Genomic DNA, 22,012 nt, shown 5'->3' with positions numbered 1-22,012 from the left:
TTCCGGCTGAAGGAGCCAGATATGAACGCCGTCACCGCGCTTCGCCCCGATACCAATCGCGACCGCTTCACCTATGACCATATCACCGTCGAGCCGGTGACGCCCACGATCGGCGCCGAAATCTCCGGCATCGACCTGCGCGAGCCGATCACGCCCGAACTCGCCGCCGACATCCAGCGCGCGCTTCACGACTGGCGCGTGGTGTTCTTCCGCGACCAGGACATCAGCAACGACCAGCTCAAGGCGTTCGGCCGGGCTTTCGGGCCGCTGACGCCCGCCCATCCGATCGCCGAAGGGCTTGAGGATCATCCCGAGATCTGGGAGCGCTCGGTCGCCGAATACCGCACCCGGCGCGAGCGCAATACCGCCCTGCCGCCCGGCCGCGAGCCGCCGCGCGATTACAAGGGCTGGCATATCGACATCACCTTCGTCGCCAACCCGAACCGCTATTCGATCCTGCATGGCGTCGAGATCCCGCCCTATGGCGGCGACACGCTCTTCACCAATCTGATCGCCGCCTATGAGGGTCTGTCGGCGCCGATCCGCAGCCTGATCGACGGGTTGCAGGCAGTGCACCGCACCACCGATTATGACGGCGGCACCCGCGAGCCGCGGCGCGACGGACGCACCAAGGGGCCGTTCGTCGCGCTCCACCCGCTGGTCCGCATTCATCCCGAGACCGGTGAGAAGCTGCTGTTCCTCAATCCCGGCACGATCAGCCATATCGTCGGATTGAAGGAGCCGGAGAGCAAGGCCCTGCTCGACCTGCTATTCTACGAGGCGACCCGGCCCGAATATCAGGTCCGCTTCCACTGGCGGCCCAAATCGCTGGTCGTGTGGGACAACCAGGCGGTCGCCCATGCCGGACCGATCGATTACGCCCAGTTCGACCTGGCCCGCGCCGTCCGCCGCATCACCGTCGCCGGCGAGCTTACCCGTGGCCCCGACGGCTTCGTGTCGCAACAGCTCGAAGGCGAGCTGTTCAACGTGCTCGGCTGATGCCGGCCGCGGCCGGATCGAAGCCATGGGGTGCTGTCGCCCTGGCCGCGTTCGTCGCGGTCACCATCGGCCTGCTGGTGCTGTTCGCCCCCAACCGCCAGGCGAAGGCGGCCGGCGGACTGGCACTGTCAGCCGCCCTGCCCGACAGCGTTCCGGACGGCACCGTGCTGACGGTCGGCGATCCGGTGACCGAATGGGTGGTCAGGCATAATGGCTGGGACAAGGACCTGAAGTTCAGGATCAAATGGGTCCAGATCACCGGCGGGCCCGACGTGACCGAGGCGTTCCATGCCAAGGCGCTCGATGTCGGGCTCGGTGCCAACGTACCGCCGATCCATGCGACCTGGGTCGGCCTGCCGGTGAAGATCGTCGCCACCGCCTATCGACACGATCCGCTTGACCACCCCGCCTTCGTGCTGGGCATCGCGCCCAAGGCGAATATCCGGACGATCGCCGACCTGCGCGGCAAAAGGATCGCGATCAGCCCGAGCCAGGTACAGGGGCAGATCGTCCTCCAGACGTTGAAGGCAGCGGGAATCGCGAAGAGCGAGGTGACACTGGTCGAACTGCCGTCGAGCATCGGCGGCGACGTCTATACCAGCGCGCTAGCCAGCAACGCCGTCGATATGGCGCCGATCGGCGGAGGCATCGTCGCCGAGCGCTACCTGCGCAAATATGGCGACGACGGCGCGACTGTCCTGAAGCATCCCGGTTTCCGCGACGACCCGATCTTTGCCTATGTGCCGGTGGAGGTCCTGCAAAACCCCGCCAAGGCGGCCGCGCTCAAGCAGTTCACCGCCTTGTGGGGCCGGGCATGGGCGTGGCGGCTCGCGCATCCCGAGGAGCTGGCGCGCGGCTATTATGTCGGCGAGCAGGGCCTGAAGCTGGAAGATGCCCGGCTGATCGTCACCGCGGCGGGCAAGCCCGACATCCCGGCGGATTGGACCGACGCGATCCGCTACCAGCAGGCATCGATCGACATCCTCGCACCCGAGCTGGGCAATCCCCGCTTCGAGGCAAGCACCCTGTTCGACCCCCGTTTCGAAGCGCTTGCCGCGGGCGGGTTTTCCCTCGCCAGCTCCAAATGACCGGAGATGTCATGAACGCTCCCTTCCCCCAATTGATCGTCGCACCGCCCAGGCATTTCGTCCCGGCGCAGGGTACGCGAAGCCAGCAGCCGGGCCTGCGCCGGCTTGGCCTTGGCGCGCCGCTCGCCTGGGGCTGGATCCTGGGGCCGGGGCTGCTGCTGCTCTACTGGTCGGTGCTGTCGGCCACCGGCTGGCTCGACCCGCGCGTGCTGCCGGCGCCCTGGACCGCAGTCGAGACGGCAATCGACCTGCTCCGCGACGGGCGACTGCAGGATAACCTCGCCGTGTCGGCCTGGCGTGCAGGACAGGGTCTCGTCTTCGGCACGACCATCGGGGTCGTGCTCGCCTTGCTGTCCGGGCTGACCCTGCTCGGCGGCTATGTGATCGACGGGCTGGTGCAGTTGAAGCGCGGGATTCCGGTGCTGGCGCTGATCCCGTTCATGGTGCTGTGGTTCGGTGTCGGCGAAGGCATGAAGGTGACGGTGATCGCCGTCACGGTATTCGCCCCCGTCTATATCCAGACTCATACGGCGCTTCGCGCGATCGACCTGAAGCAGGTCGAACTGGCGGAAACGCTGGAACTGAGCCGCTGGGGCTTCATCCGCCATGTCGTGCTGCCCGGCGCGTTGCCCGGCCTGCTCACCGGCCTCCGTTTCGGCGTGACTGCGTCGTGGCTGGCGCTGGTCGTGGTCGAGCAGCTCAATGCGACGAGTGGAATCGGGTACATGATCACCCTCGCGCGCAACTATGCGCAGACCGACATCATGCTGGTCGGGCTTGTCGTCTACGCCCTGCTCGGCCTGACATCGGATGCGGCGGTACGGCTGATCCAGCAACGCGCGCTCCGCTGGCGCCGGACGCTCGCGTCGTGAGCGCCGTCGTCCAGGTTCGCAGCCTGGTCCGCCGTTTCACCCGGAAGGGTGTGCTTGACGGCATCGATCTCGACATCGACACCGGCGAGTTCGTCGCGCTGCTCGGCAGGAGCGGATCGGGCAAGAGCACTTTGCTCCGCGCGCTGGCCGGGCTGGATCATGAGGCGGAGGGTACGGGTACGATCCTGGTACCGGAACGTCTTTCGGTGGTATTTCAGGATGCGCGGCTGCTGCCATGGAAGCGCGTGCTCGACAATGTCCTGCTCGGCCTGACCGGTGCCGACCGGCAGGCGCGCGGGCTCAAGGCTCTGGATGAAGTCGGGCTGGCCGGGCGCGAGAATAGCTGGCCCTATGAGCTTTCCGGCGGCGAGCAGCAACGGGTCGCCCTGGCGCGATCGCTGGTGCGCGGGCCGGCGCTGCTGCTGGCCGACGAACCGTTCGGGGCGCTCGATGCGCTGACCCGGATCCGCATGCACGCGCTGCTTCGGCGCCTGTCCGAGGTCTATAATCCCGCCGTCCTGCTCGTCACGCACGACGTCGACGAGGCGATCGAGCTGGCTGACCGGGTGGTCGTACTCGATGACGGCAAGATCGTCGCCGACATCCGCGTCGCCCTGCCGCCCAGCGGCACCGCCCGGCGCGAACGGACAGCGGCGCTCCAGCAGGAACTGCTCGGCCTGCTCGGCGTCGCGGTCGACGCAGCCACCTCTCCCTATGCCCGCAGCGAAAGGATCCCGGCATGACCCCAGATCGGAACCCCAAAGATCGCAAGCCCTTGGATCGCAAACTTCGTCTCGGTGCGTTTCTCCAGGCGACCGGCCATCATGTCTCGGCTTGGCTTCACCCGGATACCGACGCCGATGCGGGGCATAATCTGGAGCATTACAAAGGGCTCGCGCGGACCGCGGAGCGCGGCAAGTTCGACCTGGTGTTCGTCGCGGACAGCCCCGGCGGCTACGCCGATTTCACCGACGAGGCGACATTCCGTCAGAATGCCAAGGCAGCGCATTTCGAGCCGGTAACTTTGTGGGCGGCGTTATCGCAGGTCACCGAGCGGCTGGGGTTCGTCGCCACCTCGACCACGACCTATGAGGACCCGTACACCACCGCTCGGAAATTCGCGTCGCTCGACTGGATCACCGGCGGGCGGGCGGCGTGGAATGTCGTCACCACCGGCGCCGACGTGTCGGCCAATTTCAGCCGCACCGAACATCTCGAACATTCGAAACGCTATGAGCGGGCCGAGGAATATATCGATGTCGTGAAGGGCCTGTGGGACAGTTACGAGGATGATGCGTTCGTCCGCGACCGTGCGGCGGGGGTGTTCCTCGACACGGGGAAATTCCATGTGCTCGGCCATCAGGGCGAGCATTTCCAGGTGCGCGGGCCGCTCAACATCGCGCGGCCGCCGCAGGGTTATCCGGTGATCGTGCAGGCCGGCGCGTCCGAACCAGGGCGCGAGCTGGCGGCACGGACAGCAGAGGTGATCTTCACCGCGAACCTGCTGCTTGAGGATGCGCAGGAATTTTATGCCGATGTGAAGGCACGGCTTGGGAGATATGGGCGACGGCGCGAGGATTTGCTGGTGATGCCGGGTATCTTCGCCGTGCTGGGCGGTACCGAGGCCGAGGCGCAGGCGAAATATGAAGAGTTGCAGTCGCTGGTCCACCCAGCGGTCGCCTGGGGCATATTGAACCGGCATTATCAGGGCGTCGACCTGTCGAGCTACACGCTCGACGATATCGCGCCGCCGTTGCCAGGCGACACCAATGGCAGCAAGAGCCGCCTGAAGCTGGTCTCCGACCTGGTCGAGCGTGAGCGGCCGACGCTGCGCCAGCTCTATCGCCAGGTCTCCACCGCGCGCGGCCACCTGACCACGGTCGGCACGCCCGAACAGGTCGCCGACCTGATCCAGACATGGTTCCAGACCGGCGCTGCCGATGGCTTCAACGTGATGCCGCCGACCCTCCCGACCGGGCTGACCGACTTTGTCGATCATGTCGTGCCGATTCTGCAGCGCCGCGGGCTGTTCCGCGAGGAATATGAAGGGCGGACGCTGCGCGAGAATCTGGGCCTGAGGCGACCGGAGAACAGTTTCGCCGGGCGCACCGCCGCAGTGGCCGAGGCGTCGTGAGCGAGGCGGCCCTGAAGGCGCGCTATCGCCATGACGACAGCGCGGCGATCCACCGCAACGCGGCGATCGACCTGCTGATCGAGCACCGATCGGTGCGGGCCTATCTGCCCGATCCTTTGCCCGAGGGGACGATCGAAACGCTTGTCGCGGCGGCGCAATCGGCAGCGTCCTCGTCCAACCTGCAGGTCTGGAGCGTGGTCGCCGTGCAGGACCCGGAACGCAAGGCGCGGCTGGCGGCGCTGGCCGGATCGCAGAAACACATCGTGGAAGCGCCACTGCTGCTCGTCTGGCTTATCGATTTCGACCGGCTGACTCAGCTGGCAATCGCGCGCGGCATGCCAGCGGAAGCGCTGGACTATATCGAGACCTTCCTGCTCGGATCGGTCGATACCTCGCTGGCGGCGCAGAACGCCGTCGTGGCGCTGGAGTCGCTCGGGCTGGGGTCGGTCTATATCGGCGGCATCCGCAACCGCCCCGCCGAGGTTGCGGAGGAACTCGACCTGCCCCCGAGGATGTTCCCGCTCTTCGGCCTTGTCGTCGGCAAACCCGACCCGGCACGCCCGGCCTCGATCAAGCCCCGCCTGCCCCAGTCGTCAGTGCTGTTCCATGAGACCTATGTCTGGACCAAGCGGCAGCATGACAGTGCCCATGCCTATGATGACCGCCTCCGGGCCTTCCAGCGGGAGCAGGGAATGGCCGAGCGTGGCTGGACGGAACTGGCGGGGGACCGAACGCGCGGGCCGCAATCGATGGCGGGGCGGCATGTGTTGCGCGCGGTGCTGGGCGATCTGGGCTTCGCACTCCGCTAGGATCGCAAAAGCCGGTCGTCGCGCTTTCGTGCGCGTTCCACCCCTGTTATCCAGGTATTACAGACAGGGCAGCGCGGCTGGACGGTCGCCGCATGGAGACTCGGCTTGCCAATTCGACGCGCGCGGCACGAGTTCTGGGGCTCGGGCCCCGCCTATCGTGAAGCCGCCGGTTTCACCTTCCACCGCCTCGACGCAACCGCGCCCGAGGAAGAGGTGGAGACCCACACCCATGACGAGGCGCATTTCGTGCTGGTGCTCGCCGGCCGATCATGTCGTCCGCCGCCGGTGCCCCCATCGCCTCGACCACGCCGCTGCTCGTGTACAACCCGGCCGGCACCACGCATCGCGATCGCTTCTATCGCGGCCAGGGAAGTTTTCTTGCGGTGTCCGGCGGGCCGGCTGCCGACGAAGCGCGCGCGATCACGGTGCTCGATCCCTATGCGATCTGGACAGCCCACTGTATTGCCCGGGAGATAGCCGATATGGCGTTGTCGCCGATCGGACTCGACGGACGGGCGCATCAACTGGTCGCCAGCGTGCAAGCGCCGACGTCTGACGAAGCCTCCGCCGCGACGGGCCCTCCGCCCTGGCTGCGCCGCGTGTTCGAGATGAGCTTCACGGGAGACCGTGCCGATCTGAGCGTCGCCGACCTGGCCAATGAAGCCGGGGTGCATCCCGTTCACCTGGCCCGTGTGTTCAGGCGCTATCTCGCCTGCTCGCCCGGAGAATATCTGCGCGGACGGCGGCTTGAGCGGGCGGCGGCGATGCTGGGCGCGTCGCGCGCGTCGCTGGCCGATATCGCCTGCGCCACCGGCTTTGCGGACCAGGCGCATTTCAACCGCGCCTTTCGTTCCGCCTTTCGCAGCACGCCAAGCGGATGGCGCCGGGAACGCGATGTTGCGCGGATACAAGACTGAGGCGAGGCCCTTGTTGCAGGGGGTCCGGCAACACCCCCGATCGGAACCCCCTATGCGTATGTTCAAGAGCGCTGCCGCCATAGCGATCACCGCCGGGCTGACCGTCGCCCCCGCCTTGGCCGCCGCCGCTCCCGAAAAATCGAGCGACCTGGCCGGCTTGTGGCAGGCGAAGAAACGCTTCGGGCCGGATATCCGTGGCGAACTGACTATCGTGCGCGACGGCAAGTCCTGGCGCGCTGAGCTCGCCGGCCGCCGCGCGACCGTCACCGCCGACGGCAACACCATCACCTTTACCCTGCCGAACGGCGAGGGCAGCTTTCGCGGGTCCCTGATCGACAGTGGCAATCGCATCCACGGCCATTGGTTGCAGCAACGCACCGTGACCAGCGGCACCGCGTATCTGACGCCAGTCGATCTCGTCGCCCATGGCCCCGGTCTGTGGCGGGGTGAGGTTAGTCCACTGGATGACAGCTTCACGCTGTTTCTCAAGATCGATGCCGATCCCGATGGCGGTGCCCGCGTTTTCCTGCGCAACCCGGATCGCAACATCGGCCGGTTCCTCAACTTGCAGCATATCGCGCGCGACGGGGACAAGGTCACGCTGCTCGGCAAGCCCGGCGGCGCGGAAAAGGAGGTGCCGATCACCGGCGGCACCTACAATGCCGACGACGACATGCTGTCGATCTTCATCCCCGGGCGTGGCGCCACTTATGATTTCAGGCGCGCGGGCGACGACAGCGATTTCTATCCCCGACCCGGCAAGGCGCCCTATGCCTATCGCGCGCCGCTGGCGCGGAGTGACGGCTGGCCAGTGGCATCGCTCGATACGGTCGGGATCGCCCGGCCAGCGATCGAGCGGTTCGTCCAGATGCTGATCGATACGCCGATGGATTCGGTGCACGCGCAGGACATTCACGGCGTGCTGATCGCCCGGCACGGCAAGCTTGTGCTGGAGGAATATTTCCACGGGCAGGACGGCACCCAACTGCACGACACACGGTCAGCGGCGAAGAGCATGACCTCGGTGCTGATCGGTGCCGCCATCCAGAACGGCGCCAGGTTGAGCCCCGCGACGCCGGTGTACGGCATGATGGACGACGGCACTTTCCCGCCCGGCCTGGAACCACGCAAGCGGGCAATGACGCTGGAACATCTGATGACCATGTCCTCCGGCTTTCACTGCGACGACCGCGACCCCAAGGCACCGGGCAATGAGGATGTGATGCAGAATCAGGACGCGCAGCCTGACTGGTACCGCTATGCGCTCGACCTGCCGATGGCGGCGGCGCCGGGCGAGGCGGCGATCTATTGCAGCACCAACCCCAATTTGGCCGGGGGCGTACTGGCCAAAGCGACCGGCACCAGGCTGGAGGACAGTTTCGACCGGCTGATCGCCCGCCCGATGCAGTTCGGACGCTATGCGCTCAATGTGCAGCCGACCGGGCAGCCCTATATGGGCGGCGGTGCGCAGTTTATCCCGCGCGACTTCATGAAGCTGGGCCAGATGATGCTCGACGGCGGCGTCTGGCATGGCCGCCGCATCGTGAGCACGGCATGGGCAAAGCGATCAACCGCCCCGATCCGCGAGATGCGCGGCCTTCACTATGGGTATTTCTGGTGGGGCATCGACCTGCCCTACAAGGGCAGGAAGCTGGCGGCCTATTATGCGGCGGGCAATGGCGGACAGGTCGTGATGGTCGTCCCCGCGCTTGATCTCGTGGTCGCGATCTTCGGCGGCAATTACAGCGACAAGGTGATGTACGTGCCGCAGGAAATCTACACGCCCAAATATATCCTGCCGGCCGTCGACTGAGCCTGGCCCGCGAAAATTGCTCCCATAAATTCTGTTGCTTGCGTCGCCGATGTGCATCAAGCGCTTCGCAGGATGCGGGAGAAGGCCATGCGGACGCGTATCATATCCGGGCTGTCGGCACTGGTCTGTTCCTGCGCCAGCCTTCCGGCCTTCGCGGCACCATGGTGGTATGTCGGGCACGATGCCGATCGCGTCACCTTCGTCGAGGCGAGTTCCATCGAACGGGCCGGCGACACGGTAACCTATTGGTCGCTGGAGGTCGCCGGAGAAGGCGGCCGGGTCATCGAAACGCGCCGTCTCTACATGCAGAGCGATTGCCGCAAGCACCAGTCGGGCTGGATGGGGATCGAACGGCACGATCCCGCCGACCGCAAGATCGATACATCCACCCGTCCCCGGGCGACGCTCGAGGACGTCTCCCCCGACGACAGGGTGGCGACGGGCGAACTGGCGTTTGTCTGTGCATCGGAAACCGGTCGCGCCGGTCTCGTCGCCTTTCCGATAGCAATCGACGACATCGCCTTCGCCAGGGCGCTGTGGGCATCGAATGGCGAGCCCGCCCGGGCGCTGCACGACCAGATGGCAGCCAATCCGGCCGTGCCCATCATTCGGTCGACAGCGCCGGCGACCGCGAGTTTCGGTGCAGCCCAGGTCGCCCGGACGGGCGACGCCATCGTGCCGCCGCGCGATTACAGCGTGGGGCCCGTGATACCTGACCCAAGCGCCTATTCGCCGGACGAGGTGGGCCGGATATATGATATCGCCTATCAAGGCATCCGGAAGGGCGAGCTCCAGTTCGAGGTACGCGGCTATTCGATCTCCGACCTCGTCCATGCCGGCAGTGGCCAGATCGAAACCTTCCCTGTCGGTGTCAAACAGGCCCATATCAGGGACATTCTGGTGACGATCACATCGGCCAGCGCCGACAAGCTTGCCTATAGCGTGCGGATCGAGCACCCGGAACCACCCGAAGCCCCCTGCACATCGGCGGATTGCCTTGTCGTCTCGACCGCAGAGGCACCACAATAAAGACGAGGCAATCGCGCTGCCCGTGCAGCTACCGGCCTATCCGACCTCTCTCATCGCGCTGCCGACCGAGACCCGTATCGCCTTCCGTACGGACGTATACGGCCGGCACAAGTTCAAGCGCGGCTGGCGTTCCGGGCAATAAATTCCCCAGACTATCCCGATGCAGCCAAGATCGGGTGCAGTTTTTCTCAAGCAGTGCCTCGCATACGCCTAAAGTATATGGCCCGGGGCCGATGATGATTGCCGAAAGGCAGGGGCAGTCGTACAGGATCAGGGGCCCCGCGATGAAGCGGCCGTTCTTGGGAGGAACGAGGAAATTGGAAACGGAAACCGACCTCTGTATTGTCGTACCAGCGTTCGATACGCTGAATCTGACACCCCTCGGTACCTCCGTTCTGATCGCGGCCTGCCGGCAGCGGGGTTTCCGTGTCGGGGCGGTCTATGCCAGCGTGTTGATGGGAGCGCGCATCGGCTACGAACTCTACGAGACGATTTGCGGCACGTTGGTGCGCAAGCAGCCGGGCGAGTATATTTTCAAGCCGCACGCGTATCCGCCTGAGACCCTCGCACGCATTCCCGAAGGCATCGAGCACCCGCAAATGCTCGATCTAATCGCGAGCGTCGCGCCTGCCGTCGGACCGCATCTTGACGAGGTCGTGCAGGCGATCGCCGCCAAGAAGCCGCGCATCGTCGGCATCACCAACATGTTCCAGCAGAATATGTCGGCGTTCGCCATTGCGCGGCGGGTACGCGCCGCCCTGCCCGACGCGCTGATCGTGATGGGCGGCGCCAACGTCACCGGCGTGATGGCGAAAGCGCTTGCGCCGATATTCGACTGTGTCGATTATTTCTTCGACGGCGAGGCGGATGTCGCCTTTCCGGATTTCTGCGAGGCCTATCTACGCAGGGGCGAGCGCCCTGCCGGGCGAATCGTCGAGTGCGCGCCATTGCAGAACATGGCCGACTCGCCTGACGCCGATTTCTCCGACTTCATCGCCGCGTTGCGAGAGCAGCAGGACGCCGGGCGGCTGCCGCCAGAGCTTCCCGGATATGTGACATATGAGTCGTCGCGCGGCTGCTGGTGGGGCGCCAAGCATCATTGCATCTTCTGCGGCCTCAACCAGGCAAGCATGAATTTCCGCGAAAAGGGGTCCGAGCGGGTTGTGCGGGAGCTCACCGCGCTCGATGAGCGATGGGACGGCCGACCGATCCGCACGGCCGACAACATCATCCCGAATTCCTATTTCGCGACTGTGCTGCCTCAGCTGGCTGCCATGCCCCGCCCGCCGAAATTGTTCTACGAGGTGAAGGCGAACCTCAAGGAAGAGCAAGTGGCCCTGATGCGCACGGCCGGTGTCTACAGCATCCAGCCGGGTGTCGAATCCTTGTCGACACCGGTCCTGAAATTGATGCGCAAAGGCGTTTCGGCGCACCAGAACATCATGCTGTTGCGCAGCAGCGCCAAGCACGGCATGCGCGCCGGCTGGAACCTGATCTACGGCTTCCCGGGCGAGACTCAGCAGAATTATCGCGACATGCTCGCCATCTTTCCGGCAATCGTGCATTTCCGGCCGCCTGACGGCATCTCCGAGATCATGATCGACCGGTTCAGCCCGAATTTCGACGATCACGAGCGCCTGGGCATTCCCGAGATCAAGCCGTTCGAGATCTATCGGGGCCTCTATCCGTCAGACGCGCCTCTCGACGAGATCGCCTATCATTTCGACGGCATCTACACGACCGAGTTCCTCTCGGACACGGCGCTGGTGAAAGAGTTTCGCGACAGCGTGGATCATTGGAAGCGTTTGTGGCTGCGTGCGCAGCGTCCACTTCTGCTTCTGGAAACGAAGGCGAGCGGCGGCGGCGTCGTCATCGACACACGGCCCATCGCGCGCGAGGCGCTCTCCGTGCTTTCTCCCGCGGCGGTCAACGCACTGGCTCAGCTGGAGCGTCCCCGCCCACGCGAGGGCCTGCCCGAGGCAGTGGCGGAGCATCTCGATTTCCTTCTTCAGCGGCGTTATGTCATCGACCACGAGAATCTGCTGCTGAGCGTGGTGGTTCGCCGGGCATCAGCGGAGCCGAACCGAGCGCGCGTTCCCATGATGGCCGAAGCCTCGTCGTTGTAAACCTGATCGACAGCGCCAGCGGGGGCTGTGCCGGCGCGTCGCTGTAATCGCCGCCGAGGTTATTCGAGGCCTGTCTTATACCTTCCCCGGCGAAGGGCGGGATCCAGTCAGGAAAGTCGATGTAACGACGCGCAACCCTATCCAAAGACGTCTCCCCACTGGACCCCGGCCTTCGCCGGGGAAGCAGTGGAGGAGGTGGATTCGCCCAAATCCTCTCGAGACAGGGGCAGTTATTCGACCGTCACCGATTTCGCCAGGTTGCGCGGCTGGTCGACATCGGTGCCCTTGGCCACGGCGACATGATACGCCAGCAACTGCACCGGCACCGCATACACCAACGGAGCGATCAGCGGGTGGACCTTGGGCATCTCGATCGTGGCGATGGTGTTCTCGCCCGCCTGGGCAATGCCATCCGCATCGGAGATCAGCACGACCTGCGCGCCGCGCGCCTGCGCCTCCTGCATGTTGCTCACTGTCTTGTCGAACAACGGGCCGGAGGGCGCGATGACGATCAGCGGGACCTGATCATCGATCAGCGCGATGGGCCCGTGCTTCATTTCGCCCGAGGCATAGCCTTCGGCATGGATGTAGCTGATTTCCTTGAGCTTCAGTGCGCCCTCCAGCGCCATCGGATAGTCAGGGCCGCGGCCGAGATAAAGCACGTCGCGCGCGACCGCGATCTTCGGTGCCATCGCCTCGATCTCAGCGTCATGGCTGAGCGCATGATTCATCGCCTCGGGCACCGCGCGCAGATGGGCAACGATCTCGCGCTCCATCTCGTGAGTCAGCCTGCCCTTGGCGCGGGCGAGGTTGATCGAGAGCGCGGCCATCACAGCGAGCTGGCAGGTGAAGGCCTTGGTCGAGGCGACGCCGATCTCCGGACCCGCATGAGTCGGCAGCAGCAGATCCACCTCGCGCGCCATCGAGCTGGTCGGCACGTTGATGATGCCCGCTGTCGTCAGCCCCGCCGCCTTCATGTGGCGCAGCGCGGCGAGCGTGTCGGCGGTCTCGCCCGATTGCGAGATGACGATGCCGAGCATGTCGGGGGTGAGGACCGGATCGCGGTAGCGGAACTCGGACGCGACATCGACCTCGACCTGGACCCGGGCGAACTGCTCGATCCAGTATTTGCCGATCATGCCGACATAGGAGGCCGTGCCGCAGGCGACGATGGCAACTCGCTCGACCGAGCCGAGGTCGAACTCCATGTCGGGCAGCGCGACCATTTCCTCGATCGGGCGGAGATAGGAACGCAGGGTCTGGGCCACGACCACCGGCTGCTCGTAGATCTCCTTGAGCATGAAGTGGCGGTGGTTGCCCTTGTCCATCAACTGGCCCGAGGCGCCGGAATTGACGATGGGGCGCGTGACCGGATTATTCTCCCGATCATAAACCTGGATACGCTCGCGCTTCACGACCGCCCAGTCGCCCTCTTCGAGATAGGCGATACGCTGGGTCAGCGGCGCGAGCGCGAGCGCGTCTGAGCCCAGATAATTCTCGCCATCGCCATAGCCGACGGTGAGCGGCGCACCGAGCCGGGCGCCAATCAGAAGATCGGGTTCAGACTTGAACATGACGCCGAGCGCGAAGGCGCCGTGGAGGCGCGGCAGCACGTTCGCCACCGCCTCACGCGGGGCGAAACCGCGGGCAAGCTCGCGGTCGATCAGGTGAGCGACGACCTCGGTGTCGGTCTGGCTTTTGAACTCACGCCCTTCGGCGATCAGCTCGTCGCGGAGCGGTTTGAAATTCTCGATGATGCCGTTGTGGACCAGCACCACATCGCCGACGATATGCGGATGAGCGTTGTCAACGGTCGGCGCGCCGTGCGTCGCCCAACGGGTATGCGCAATGCCGCTGTCGCCCGGAAGCGGATCCTTCGCCAGCTCCGCGGCGAGATTGACCAGCTTGCCCGGCGCGCGGCGACGATCAAACTCACCGTCATGCACGGTGCAGATACCGGCTGAATCATAACCGCGATATTCGAGACGCTTGAGGCCGTCGAGCAGCCGATCAGCAACAGGGCCTTTGCCGAGAATTCCAACAATACCGCACATAGCTTGCAATCTCCCCCTTCCCTGAAAGGGAAGGGCTTGGGGTGGGTCAGCGGCGCCGGAGGCTCGATACCCCCGGGCGGCGCTTTTACGGTGAGGGTGGAAGGCTCGCTGCGCTCGCTACCCACCCCCTGCCCCTCCCTTCAGGGAGGGGAGAAAATCATTTCTTCGCGGCCTTCTCCGCCGCCATCACGTCGCGAAAGCGCCTGGCGCGCCCGGGCCTGGCCTCCTGCTTGCTCCGAGCGATCGCCAGCGCATCCGCCTCGACGTTCCTCGTGATAACCGATCCGGCGGCAACCATCGCCCCCGCGCCGATCGTGACCGGTGCGACCAGGGCGCTGTTCGATCCGATAAAGGCGCCCTCGCCGATCACGGTCTTGTATTTGAAATAGCCGTCATAGTTGCAGGTGATCGTGCCAGCGCCGATGTTCGCGCCCGCGCCGACCTCCGCATCGCCCAGATAGGTAAGGTGGCTGGCCTTTGCACCCGGGCCGAGCACCGCCTTCTTCATCTCGACGAAATTGCCGACCTTCGCCTTCTCGCCCAGCACCGCGCCCGGGCGGAGCCGGGCATAGGGGCCGACCTCGGCCTTCAAGCCGATTGTCGCGCCTTCGATATGGCTGAAGCCGTGGATCACCGCACCGTCGGCGATGCTGACACCGGGGCCGAAAAAGACATTAGGTTCGATCACGACGTCGCGACCGATCCACGTATCATAGGCGAACCACACGGTTTCAGGCGCGATCAGGGTTGCCCCCTCAGCCATGGCGCGCGCGCGCCGACCGTGCTGCCAGCTCGCCTCCACCACCGCCAGTTCGCCGCGGCTGTTGACGCCCGCGACCTCGACCGCATCGGTCTCGATCACTGCCGAAGAGCGGCCATCCTCGGCCGCGAGCATGACGATATCGGGCAGGTAGAATTCGCCGGCGGCATTGTCATTGCCCACCCGGGCGAGCAGCGCGAACAGATCCTCGCCGCGCACCGCCATCAGGCCCGAGTTGCAGAGCGTCTCGGCGCGTTCCCCGGGGGTCGCATCCTTATATTCGACCATCTTCACGATACGTCCGTCGCCATCGGCGATCACCCGGCCATAGGCAGCGGGATCGACCGGGCGGAAGCCGAGCACGACTGTGGCAGGCTTATCTACACCGTGCAGGCGTTCCAGCATGCGCGCCATGGTGGCGCTGGTGACAAGCGGCACATCGCCATAAAGGATCAGGATATCACCCGCGAAGCCGCCCATCGCCTCTTCGGCCTGGTGCACCGCATGAGCCGTGCCGAGCTGTTCGCCCTGCACGACGGTCATCACGCCGAGCGGGGACACTGCGGCCTCGACCTGCTCGCGCCCGGCGCCTGTCACCACCACGGTGCGTTCGGGTTCCAGCGCCGACACACTGTCGATCAGGTGAAGCAGCATGGGCCGCCCCGCGATCGGGTGAAGCACCTTGTGCAGGTCGGATTTCATGCGCGTGCCCTTGCCGGCGGCAAGGATGATCGCGGCGACAGGTCGATTGGTCACGGTGCCTGAAACCTACTCCGATCGCGCCGGGGACTAGCGGAAAAAACGTCCCGATACGGAAAGCCAGTGCCATGATTGTCTTGCCAATTCCATAGCCCGGCTGGCAGGCGAACATGCCATGACGACATTTTCATTCGATATTGTCGGTTTCGACCTGGACGGGACCTTTCTCGACACGATCGGGGACCTTAGCGCGGCGGTGAACCACACGCTGGCCGAGGCCGGACGAGAGCTGCTGACGATCGAGCAGGTCAAGCCGATGGTCGGCGCAGGCGCCAAGGTGATGCTGGAGCGAACCCTGGCGGCGACCGGCGGCTGCAGCGACGAGGAATTCCGGCGGCTCTACAAGCTGCTGCTCGGCTATTACGAGGCGCATATCGCAGTGGAGAGCCGCCCCTTTCCCGGCGCGGTAGCGGCGGTCGAAGGGCTCAGAGCAATGGGCGTGAAGACGGCGGTCGTGACCAACAAGTTCGAAGCGCTGGCGGAAAAGCTGCTGGGCGAGCTGGGCCTGCGCGACCGGTTCGACACGCTGATCGGCGGCGACACCATGGGCAAGGGCTTCGCCAAGCCGCATCGTGCGCCGATCGACGAGATGATCCGGCGGCTCGGCGGCGGCCGCGCTGCCTTTGTCGGCGATTCGATCTATGACGTCATGGCGGCGAAGAATGCCGGCGTGCCGAGCATCGCTGTCAGCTTCGGTTTCCTGTTGCAGCCAGTCGAGGAGCTAGGCGCGGACCGGATAATCGATCACTATGATTCGCTGATTCCTACTCTCGAAGGCATGTCCGTTTGACCTATCGCACGCTGGCGGCCAGGACCGCCTTCTGGGCCGCTCTACTGTTCGCGGTCGTCATGGCGGTCCTGCCCCATCCCCCGCACACCCCGATCGACCAGTTCGGCGACAAGTTCGAACATATGCTGGCGTTCGGCGTGCTCGCCGCGCTTGCCGCCATCGGCTACGCAAAGGTTCCGCTGCTACGCATCGCCGAGCGGCTGTCCTTCCTCGGCGCGCTGATCGAAGTGGCGCAGTCGATTCCCTCGCTGCACCGCGACTGCGACATCATGGACTGGGTAGCCGACACGGCCAGCGTCATCGTGGTGCTGTTGGTGGTCGCGCTGGTCCGTCGCATCTTCCGGCGATAGCGGTCGAGCGCCGCGACTATCGGTTCGTTGTCAGTTGATCATCATCGCGGCAGAATTGATGTTGTACCCGGCCAGCCTCGCCTGCCCATCGGCAATCTTGTAGACAAAGGTCTCGATCGCCTCACCCCGCATATAGCTCGTGGCATAGTTCAAGGTGATGAAATGGCCGCCGGTATTTACCTGGTCGTTCCAGCCCTTCCGTTCCGCCTTCTTCACCGTGCCGAGCTTGCGGTGGACGGCCTCAAGCAACGCCGTCAGCTTGGGTTCGGTAGCAGCCGCCTTCATTTCGGCGGCGGAAGCCTGATAAATCTGGGCGTTCTGGCCATTGTCTAGCATTGCGTGAAACCGACCCACTGCTTTTTCGGCAACGGGAATATCCTCGCCAGCGGAGCACCCGGCCAGACCAAGCAGCAAAGCCGCAACGGTGATTCTCTTCATGCGAGCCCCTCTTTTTCCGAACCCGATGCTGACGTATCGCCCGCGAGGAAACAATCGGTTTTTCCGTTACTTCAATCCACGAAGAATGAACTGCGGCCTAAATGCCTCCCGTCCGATGCCCCGCGCGCCATTTGGTCCACAGGTGCCGCGCCAGCATCGTGGGCGGCATGCGCAACCAGTGAGAGCGAATATAGAAGGCGAGCCGCGTGACAGGGCGCGTCGCCCTGCCCCAGCCATCGCGCGCAGTCAGGCGGCGGAGATAGAGACGGTCGGCCGGTTTGAGCCTTGCGCCGTCACCGTAAAGCGCCGCCGCTAGCCGTATAGCGCGCGACACCTCTCGAGCCAGCCCATGATGCGCGGCGCGCTCGGCCAGCCCTGCGGTACCGAGTTCCTCGACCAGGCAATGCACATCCCAGAGATTACGCATGCCGCCCGCGAGATCGCCGTCGGCGAACAGATGGGCGGCCGCATGGACCAGCATGTCGTTCGGCGAGAGAGCATGCAGCCCGGGCGCGACCTCGATGCTCTTCGCCAGCAGACCCGCGGCATCAGGCGTGATACGCGCGGTGAGCGGCAGGACGGTGTGGTGCACGTCGATCATCCGGTCGCGCTCGCGGTGGATCAGCGGGGGCAGTTCGTGCATCCAGCGGCGATAATAGGCATCGTCATAGGGGTCGGGCTTGACCCATTCCCAGCCCGCCGCGAGCAGCGCCGCCTCGACCGGGTCGATTGAGTCGCGCGGCACGAGGATGTCGAGATCGCCGATCGACCGCCCCTGCCCCGCTTTCAACTCCGCCGCGACGAAGGCGGTGCCCTTGAGCAGCACGACCGGCAGGCCGAGCCGCGCCAGCGCTCGCCGGGCTGCCTCCGCCTCCCACAATGCGGCGATGCATCCCTGCGCGGCAGAGGCGCGGGCGTCGGCAAGGAGGCGCGAGACCGCGCCCGGCACCGCCAGCCCTTCGAGCCGATGCGCCAGCGTCCCGATCATCTGCTCGGCACGCGCGGTCGCGATCAGCGCGGTCCAGCCCTCGGCATCAAGCGCTAGCGTACTGCCAGGAACACGCAACGCCCGGGCAAGCAGCCAGCCGTCGGTCACAGTGCCGCCCATAGCGCCTCGACCTGCGCGATGGCGCTGTCGGTATCGGGATAGTCGATCGCCCGCGCCGGGACGGTGGTGACGATCCGAGTCAAGGCGTCGAAGCCGCGTTCCCCCATCGCGACATAGTTGGTCGATGCCTGGGTCAGCCGGACGAACACCTCGCTCGGGGCGACGTGACGGTCAGCCGCCTCGAAGCCGAAGCGCGGAAACAGGACAAGCGCCGGGACCGCAGGACTATCCATATTCCCCAATGCAGCAGCGTTCGGGACGAGATGCCGGATGTCGCCCTTGGGCGTTCCCGCAAGCAACGTACCGAACGTGTCGGAGGGGGCCGCCTGCTCGACCACGCCAATCGCCGCGTTCTTCAGGCTGATCAGGCGCGGAAAGGCGTGGATCAGCCCGGTCCGGGGATCGACCAGCGCGAACTCGTCGCCCATCAGCCGCCAGCCGCGCAGACCGAGCAGGGCCGCCAGGGTCGATTTCCCCGCGCCGGAAATGCCGGTCATCACCAGCGCTCGTCCGTCGCGTTCGACCACCGAGGCGTGGAGCAGCAGATAGCGCCGCTGGCCGAGCGCCATCTGGAGGTTCATGCCCATCTCGGCCGCAAGCAGCCCCTGCGCCAAAGGCAGCGGCGCAGCCTCGGGCAGGACGAAATCGCCGCCGATCATCACCGCCGGACGGACGACGCGCCGCCATGGCCGTGCCGCGAACAGGCGCACATTGAAGTCCGGCACACCGTCATATGGCTTGGGATAATCCGCATAGAGCGATTCCATCTGCGCGATCGGCGCGCGCCAGTCGGAACCGATCCGGAATCCTACCGGCCCGATCCTGACGGAGAAGACATGCCTCATGCCGCCGAGACCAGTCCGGCCGCGACCAGTTCCTCAAGCCGTGCGGCCAGCGCTGCCGAATCCGTATCCCCGAGATCATAATCCTCCGCGAGCCGGTCGGCCAACGCAGCCAGGGTCATGCCCGCCTCGCCCAGGGTCGCGAGGATCTCGGGCGCGGGCGCGGTGATCAGATGCGTGATGCCGGAAGTTCGGTGATAGACGGCGACGAACGTGTCGAGATGGACGATGCGCAGGCTCTCCGCCCGCGCCATCCGGTACAATGGCTCCGACAAGTCCTCAGCCGCGAGGCATCTGCAACGAGGCGAAGCAGGTAAAGCCGCTCGTTCCCGATTGCAGGCGGCGGATGTAGTTGGTGTAGGCCCGGCTCTGCTCATAGCTCGTGCCGGGCAATTGCCCGCCGTTGAGCGCCGCCTTTACTGCCTGCCCCTTGAACGGCTTGCCTGGCGGCGCGAACGCGCCCGGCGTGCGGGCCGGCACCAGCGTTCCGTCCGCGGCGATATAGCTGCCGGCGCGGCCGGGATCTGGCACGGGAATCTCGCAGGTTATGACCGACGCCGCGGTCTGCGCCAAAGCGGGACGGATCGAGACGATCGCGCTCGCCCCGACCGCGCCGAGCATCAACGCCCGGCGCCGGTTCACGCCGTCCTGCGGAAGAATATCCTGGCTTTCATCACTCATTGTCAGGCCCTTTACCTTCTTAGCCCTTTCACATTCGCAAATGACTGGCAAGCAAGGCTGGCCCGGTTAAGGACGAATGGCTAGAGCGACGGCAATGCTTCAAGGGTTCCGCCACCGTACGTTTACCGCCATCGTCATCGCCGTCGTCGCGGCGGTCGCGGTGTTCCTGATTTCGTACGACCTGCCCTCGACCCTCATCGCCCTGGTCGGCGGGATTGCCGCGGCACTGCTCGCGGCGGGCTCAGGCGACGAACCGACCGAGGTCGCGACGAGCACTGCCGACCTGACGGCACCCAAGGCCCCGGAAATCGCGGAGGTGATCGAAGCGATTGTCGAGCCAGTACTGATCGTGACCGAAGGCCGAGTCACCCATGCCAATGCAGCCGCGCGCGCGCTGCTTGGCGGGCATATCGTCGGCGAGGACGTGCGGCTCGCAATCCGCCACCCGGCGGCGGCCGAGCGGCTGGCCAGTCCGCTTGCCGGGGTTCCGCAAGGACCGATCGACCTGGTCGGGCTGGGCACGCTCGACCAGCGCTGGGAAATGCATGTCGGCCGCGCCGCGGGCGGCCAGCGCATCGTCCACCTGATCGACCAGACCGGCAATTATGCCGCGGAGCGCATGCGGGTCGACTTCGTCGCCAATGCCAGCCACGAACTGCGCACGCCGCTTGCGTCGATCCTCGGCTATATCGAGACGCTCGAAGAGGAGGCCGGCGCCGACAAGGCGGTGCGCAGCCGCTTCCTCAAGATCATGTTCGACGAATCGCGGCGAATGCAGAGGCTCGTCGAGGATCTGATCTCGCTCAGCCGGATCGAGGCCGAAAAATACCGCCTGCCCGAAAATGCAGTCGACCTGGGTCATCTGATCGGCGAGGTGCGGACTGAATTGCTCGACGCGCGTGATGCGCGCGGCAACGAGATCGCCGCTGATATCGGCGCCGAAGTGCCGCCCGTCGCGGGCGACCGGGCGCAGCTCAGCCAGATGCTTCACAATCTGATCGGCAACGCGATCAAATATGGCAGGCCGGGCGCACCGGTCTCGGTACGGCTGTGGCGGGACCAGACCGGCATGGTGCGAATCAGCGTCGCCGACGAGGGCGACGGGATCGCGCCCGAACATATCCCGCGGCTGACCGAGCGATTCTATCGGGTCGATGCGGGACGCAGCCGTGCCGCGGGCGGCACCGGCCTCGGCCTCGCGATCGTCAAGCATATCGTCGAACGGCATCGCGGCCGCCTCGACATCGCCAGCGTGGTGGGCAAGGGCACCACGGTCACGGTGCTGCTGCCCGCTCACGGAAGCACTGTCATCAAACGGTAACGCGATTGTCACACAGGCGCGTTGATCGCGCTGCTAGCGCGACTCAGGAATTTCTCCCCGAGGAAACGCCCAGTGACACGGACCGCCCTGATTCTCGCTTTCTCTGCGCTCGCCCTGACAGCGTGCGAGGACCAGGCGAATGGCAGTGGCGCGGGATCGCGCGACCAGATCAAGGCGGTAGGGTCCTCTACGGTCTATCCCTTCACCACGCTGGTGGCCGAACAGTTCATCAACAACACCCCCAACACCCGCACGCCGGTGATCGAATCGACCGGCACCGGTGCGGGCATGAAACTGTTCTGCGCTGGCATCGGCGCCGCGCACCCCGATATCGAGGCGGCATCGCGCCGGATGAAGGCGTCCGAATATGCGACCTGCAAGGCGAACGGCGCCGGCGACATCCTGGAAATCCAGGTCGGGCTGGACGGCATCGCCTTTGCCGAGGCGAATAACGGGCCGAAGTTCCAGCTGGCCCCGGTCGACATCTTCAAGGCGATGGCGGCAAGTCCGATGGGCGCCAAGAACAGCGCCCGCACCTGGCGCGACGTGAATCCCGCGCTGCCCGCGATACCGATCCAGATCTACGGCCCGCCCGCGACCAGCGGCACGCGCGATGCACTGACAGAGCTGATCCTCAACAAGGGCTGCGAAACGGCGATGCCGCAGATGAAGCCCCTGAAGGAGACCGACAAGGACGGCTACGACAAGATCTGCAGCCGGGTGCGCGAGGACGGCGCCTATATCGACGCGGGCGAGAACGACAATCTGATCGTCCAGAAACTTCATTCAAACCCGACCGCGATCGGCATCTTCGGCTATTCCTATCTCGAGGAAAATCGCAACGAGGTGAACGGCGTGCCGCTGAACGGCGTCGAGCCGACCTATGAGACCATCGCGCAGAACAGCTATCCTGGATCGCGTCCGCTATTCCTCTACGTCAAGAAGGCCCACCTCAACGCGATCCCCGGCCTGCGCCAATTCCTGATCCAATATTCGAAGGAATGGGACCCGAGCGGGCCGCTGGTAAAGCGCGGGCTGATCGCCTCTCCACCCGAGGTTCGCGCGCAATCGGCATCGATCATCCGGAACGAGACGCTGCTCGACCCGAGCAAGCTCCACTGA

21 protein-coding genes are annotated in these 22,012 nt (G+C 65.3%); 14 read left to right on the top strand and 7 right to left on the bottom strand.

What is annotated here, in order from left to right; translation table 11 throughout:
- Positions 1-21 precede the first annotated feature (21 nt).
- The 10 genes from P0Y59_01710 (at position 22) to P0Y59_01665 (ending at position 11,787) form a co-directional block, all read left to right on the top strand.
- Positions 22-999, top strand: coding sequence for a TauD/TfdA family dioxygenase (locus tag P0Y59_01710; protein WEK00440.1), 978 nt, complete (start codon positions 22-24; stop codon positions 997-999).
- Entirely contained in the window at positions 999-2,087 is a 1,089-nt protein-coding gene (locus tag P0Y59_01705) for an ABC transporter substrate-binding protein (GenBank protein ID WEK00439.1), read from the top strand. The genes P0Y59_01710 and P0Y59_01705 overlap by 1 nt, the downstream gene beginning before the upstream one ends.
- An 11-nt stretch (positions 2,088-2,098) precedes the next feature.
- The gene (locus P0Y59_01700; GenBank protein WEK00438.1) at positions 2,099-2,959 is read left to right on the top strand and encodes an ABC transporter permease; all 861 of its coding nucleotides are present in this window, start codon (positions 2,099-2,101) and stop codon (positions 2,957-2,959) included.
- Entirely contained in the window at positions 2,956-3,702 is a 747-nt protein-coding gene (locus P0Y59_01695) for an ABC transporter ATP-binding protein (GenBank protein WEK00437.1), read from the top strand. Before P0Y59_01700 ends, P0Y59_01695 begins: the two co-directional genes overlap by 4 nt.
- Positions 3,703-3,734: 32 nt before the next feature.
- Positions 3,735-5,093: an LLM class flavin-dependent oxidoreductase gene (locus tag P0Y59_01690; GenBank protein ID WEK00436.1), complete on the top strand. Its 1,359-nt coding sequence runs from the start codon at positions 3,735-3,737 to the stop codon at positions 5,091-5,093.
- Positions 5,090-5,902 carry an NADPH-dependent oxidoreductase gene (locus P0Y59_01685; protein ID WEK00435.1) on the top strand — a complete coding sequence of 271 codons (813 nt, stop codon included), beginning with the start codon at positions 5,090-5,092 and terminating at the stop codon, positions 5,900-5,902. The genes P0Y59_01690 and P0Y59_01685 overlap by 4 nt, the downstream gene beginning before the upstream one ends.
- 269 nt (positions 5,903-6,171) lie before the next feature.
- Positions 6,172-6,819 (top strand): helix-turn-helix transcriptional regulator, encoded by a 648-nt coding sequence (locus P0Y59_01680; GenBank protein WEK00434.1) that lies wholly within the window; start codon positions 6,172-6,174, stop codon positions 6,817-6,819.
- 52 nt (positions 6,820-6,871) lie between these two features.
- Positions 6,872-8,632 (top strand): serine hydrolase, encoded by a 1,761-nt coding sequence (locus P0Y59_01675; GenBank protein WEK00433.1) that lies wholly within the window; start codon positions 6,872-6,874, stop codon positions 8,630-8,632.
- 87 nt (positions 8,633-8,719) lie between these two features.
- Positions 8,720-9,661 (top strand): hypothetical protein, encoded by a 942-nt coding sequence (locus tag P0Y59_01670; protein WEK00432.1) that lies wholly within the window; start codon positions 8,720-8,722, stop codon positions 9,659-9,661.
- A gap of 317 nt (positions 9,662-9,978) precedes the next feature.
- Positions 9,979-11,787 carry a RiPP maturation radical SAM C-methyltransferase gene (locus tag P0Y59_01665; protein WEK00431.1) on the top strand — a complete coding sequence of 603 codons (1,809 nt, stop codon included), beginning with the start codon at positions 9,979-9,981 and terminating at the stop codon, positions 11,785-11,787.
- A gap of 230 nt (positions 11,788-12,017) precedes the next feature.
- Here the strand turns inward: P0Y59_01665 and glmS are convergent, their stop codons facing one another.
- Together glmS and glmU are read right to left on the bottom strand one after the other, a co-directional pair.
- The gene (glmS, locus tag P0Y59_01660; protein WEK00430.1) at positions 12,018-13,841 is read right to left on the bottom strand and encodes a glutamine--fructose-6-phosphate transaminase (isomerizing); all 1,824 of its coding nucleotides are present in this window, start codon (positions 13,839-13,841) and stop codon (positions 12,018-12,020) included.
- A gap of 157 nt (positions 13,842-13,998) precedes the next feature.
- Entirely contained in the window at positions 13,999-15,357 is a 1,359-nt protein-coding gene (gene glmU, locus P0Y59_01655) for a bifunctional UDP-N-acetylglucosamine diphosphorylase/glucosamine-1-phosphate N-acetyltransferase GlmU (GenBank protein WEK00429.1), read from the bottom strand.
- A gap of 118 nt (positions 15,358-15,475) precedes the next feature.
- On the opposite strand from glmU, the gene P0Y59_01650 reads away from it, so the two are divergent.
- Together P0Y59_01650 and P0Y59_01645 are read left to right on the top strand one after the other, a co-directional pair.
- Complete coding sequence (locus P0Y59_01650; protein WEK00428.1) at positions 15,476-16,150, top strand: HAD-IA family hydrolase; 675 nt, start codon at positions 15,476-15,478, stop codon at positions 16,148-16,150.
- Positions 16,147-16,500 carry a hypothetical protein gene (locus tag P0Y59_01645; GenBank protein ID WEK00427.1) on the top strand — a complete coding sequence of 118 codons (354 nt, stop codon included), beginning with the start codon at positions 16,147-16,149 and terminating at the stop codon, positions 16,498-16,500. The genes P0Y59_01650 and P0Y59_01645 overlap by 4 nt, the downstream gene beginning before the upstream one ends.
- Before the next feature lie 30 nt (positions 16,501-16,530).
- Here the strand turns inward: P0Y59_01645 and P0Y59_01640 are convergent, their stop codons facing one another.
- The 5 genes from P0Y59_01640 to P0Y59_01620 all read right to left on the bottom strand — a co-directional run bounded on the left by P0Y59_01640 (position 16,531) and on the right by P0Y59_01620 (position 19,569).
- A complete protein-coding gene (locus P0Y59_01640) occupies positions 16,531-16,938 on the bottom strand; it encodes a DUF4019 domain-containing protein (protein ID WEK00426.1) in 408 nt (135 codons plus the stop codon).
- Positions 16,939-17,035: 97 nt separating this feature from the next.
- Entirely contained in the window at positions 17,036-18,046 is a 1,011-nt protein-coding gene (locus tag P0Y59_01635; GenBank protein ID WEK00425.1) for a nucleotidyltransferase family protein, read from the bottom strand.
- Positions 18,031-18,891 (bottom strand): HprK-related kinase A, encoded by an 861-nt coding sequence (locus P0Y59_01630; protein ID WEK00424.1) that lies wholly within the window; start codon positions 18,889-18,891, stop codon positions 18,031-18,033. Before P0Y59_01630 ends, P0Y59_01635 begins: the two co-directional genes overlap by 16 nt.
- Positions 18,888-19,163, bottom strand: coding sequence for an HPr-rel-A system PqqD family peptide chaperone (locus tag P0Y59_01625; protein WEK00423.1), 276 nt, complete (start codon positions 19,161-19,163; stop codon positions 18,888-18,890). The genes P0Y59_01630 and P0Y59_01625 overlap by 4 nt, the downstream gene beginning before the upstream one ends.
- A gap of 4 nt (positions 19,164-19,167) precedes the next feature.
- Complete coding sequence (locus tag P0Y59_01620) at positions 19,168-19,569, bottom strand: hypothetical protein (protein ID WEK00422.1); 402 nt, start codon at positions 19,567-19,569, stop codon at positions 19,168-19,170.
- Positions 19,570-19,663: 94 nt separating this feature from the next.
- Here P0Y59_01620 and P0Y59_01615 point away from each other — a divergent pair, with 94 nt between their 5' ends.
- The gene (locus P0Y59_01615; GenBank protein ID WEK00421.1) at positions 19,664-20,890 is read left to right on the top strand and encodes an ATP-binding protein; all 1,227 of its coding nucleotides are present in this window, start codon (positions 19,664-19,666) and stop codon (positions 20,888-20,890) included.
- Between the two features lie 72 nt (positions 20,891-20,962).
- Entirely contained in the window at positions 20,963-22,012 is a 1,050-nt protein-coding gene (locus tag P0Y59_01610) for a substrate-binding domain-containing protein (GenBank protein ID WEK00420.1), read from the top strand.

This window comes from Candidatus Sphingomonas phytovorans, assembly GCA_029202385.1.
Classification (GTDB): domain Bacteria; phylum Pseudomonadota; class Alphaproteobacteria; order Sphingomonadales; family Sphingomonadaceae; genus Sphingomonas; species Sphingomonas phytovorans.
This window is presented reverse-complemented; position numbering and strand designations above follow the sequence as displayed.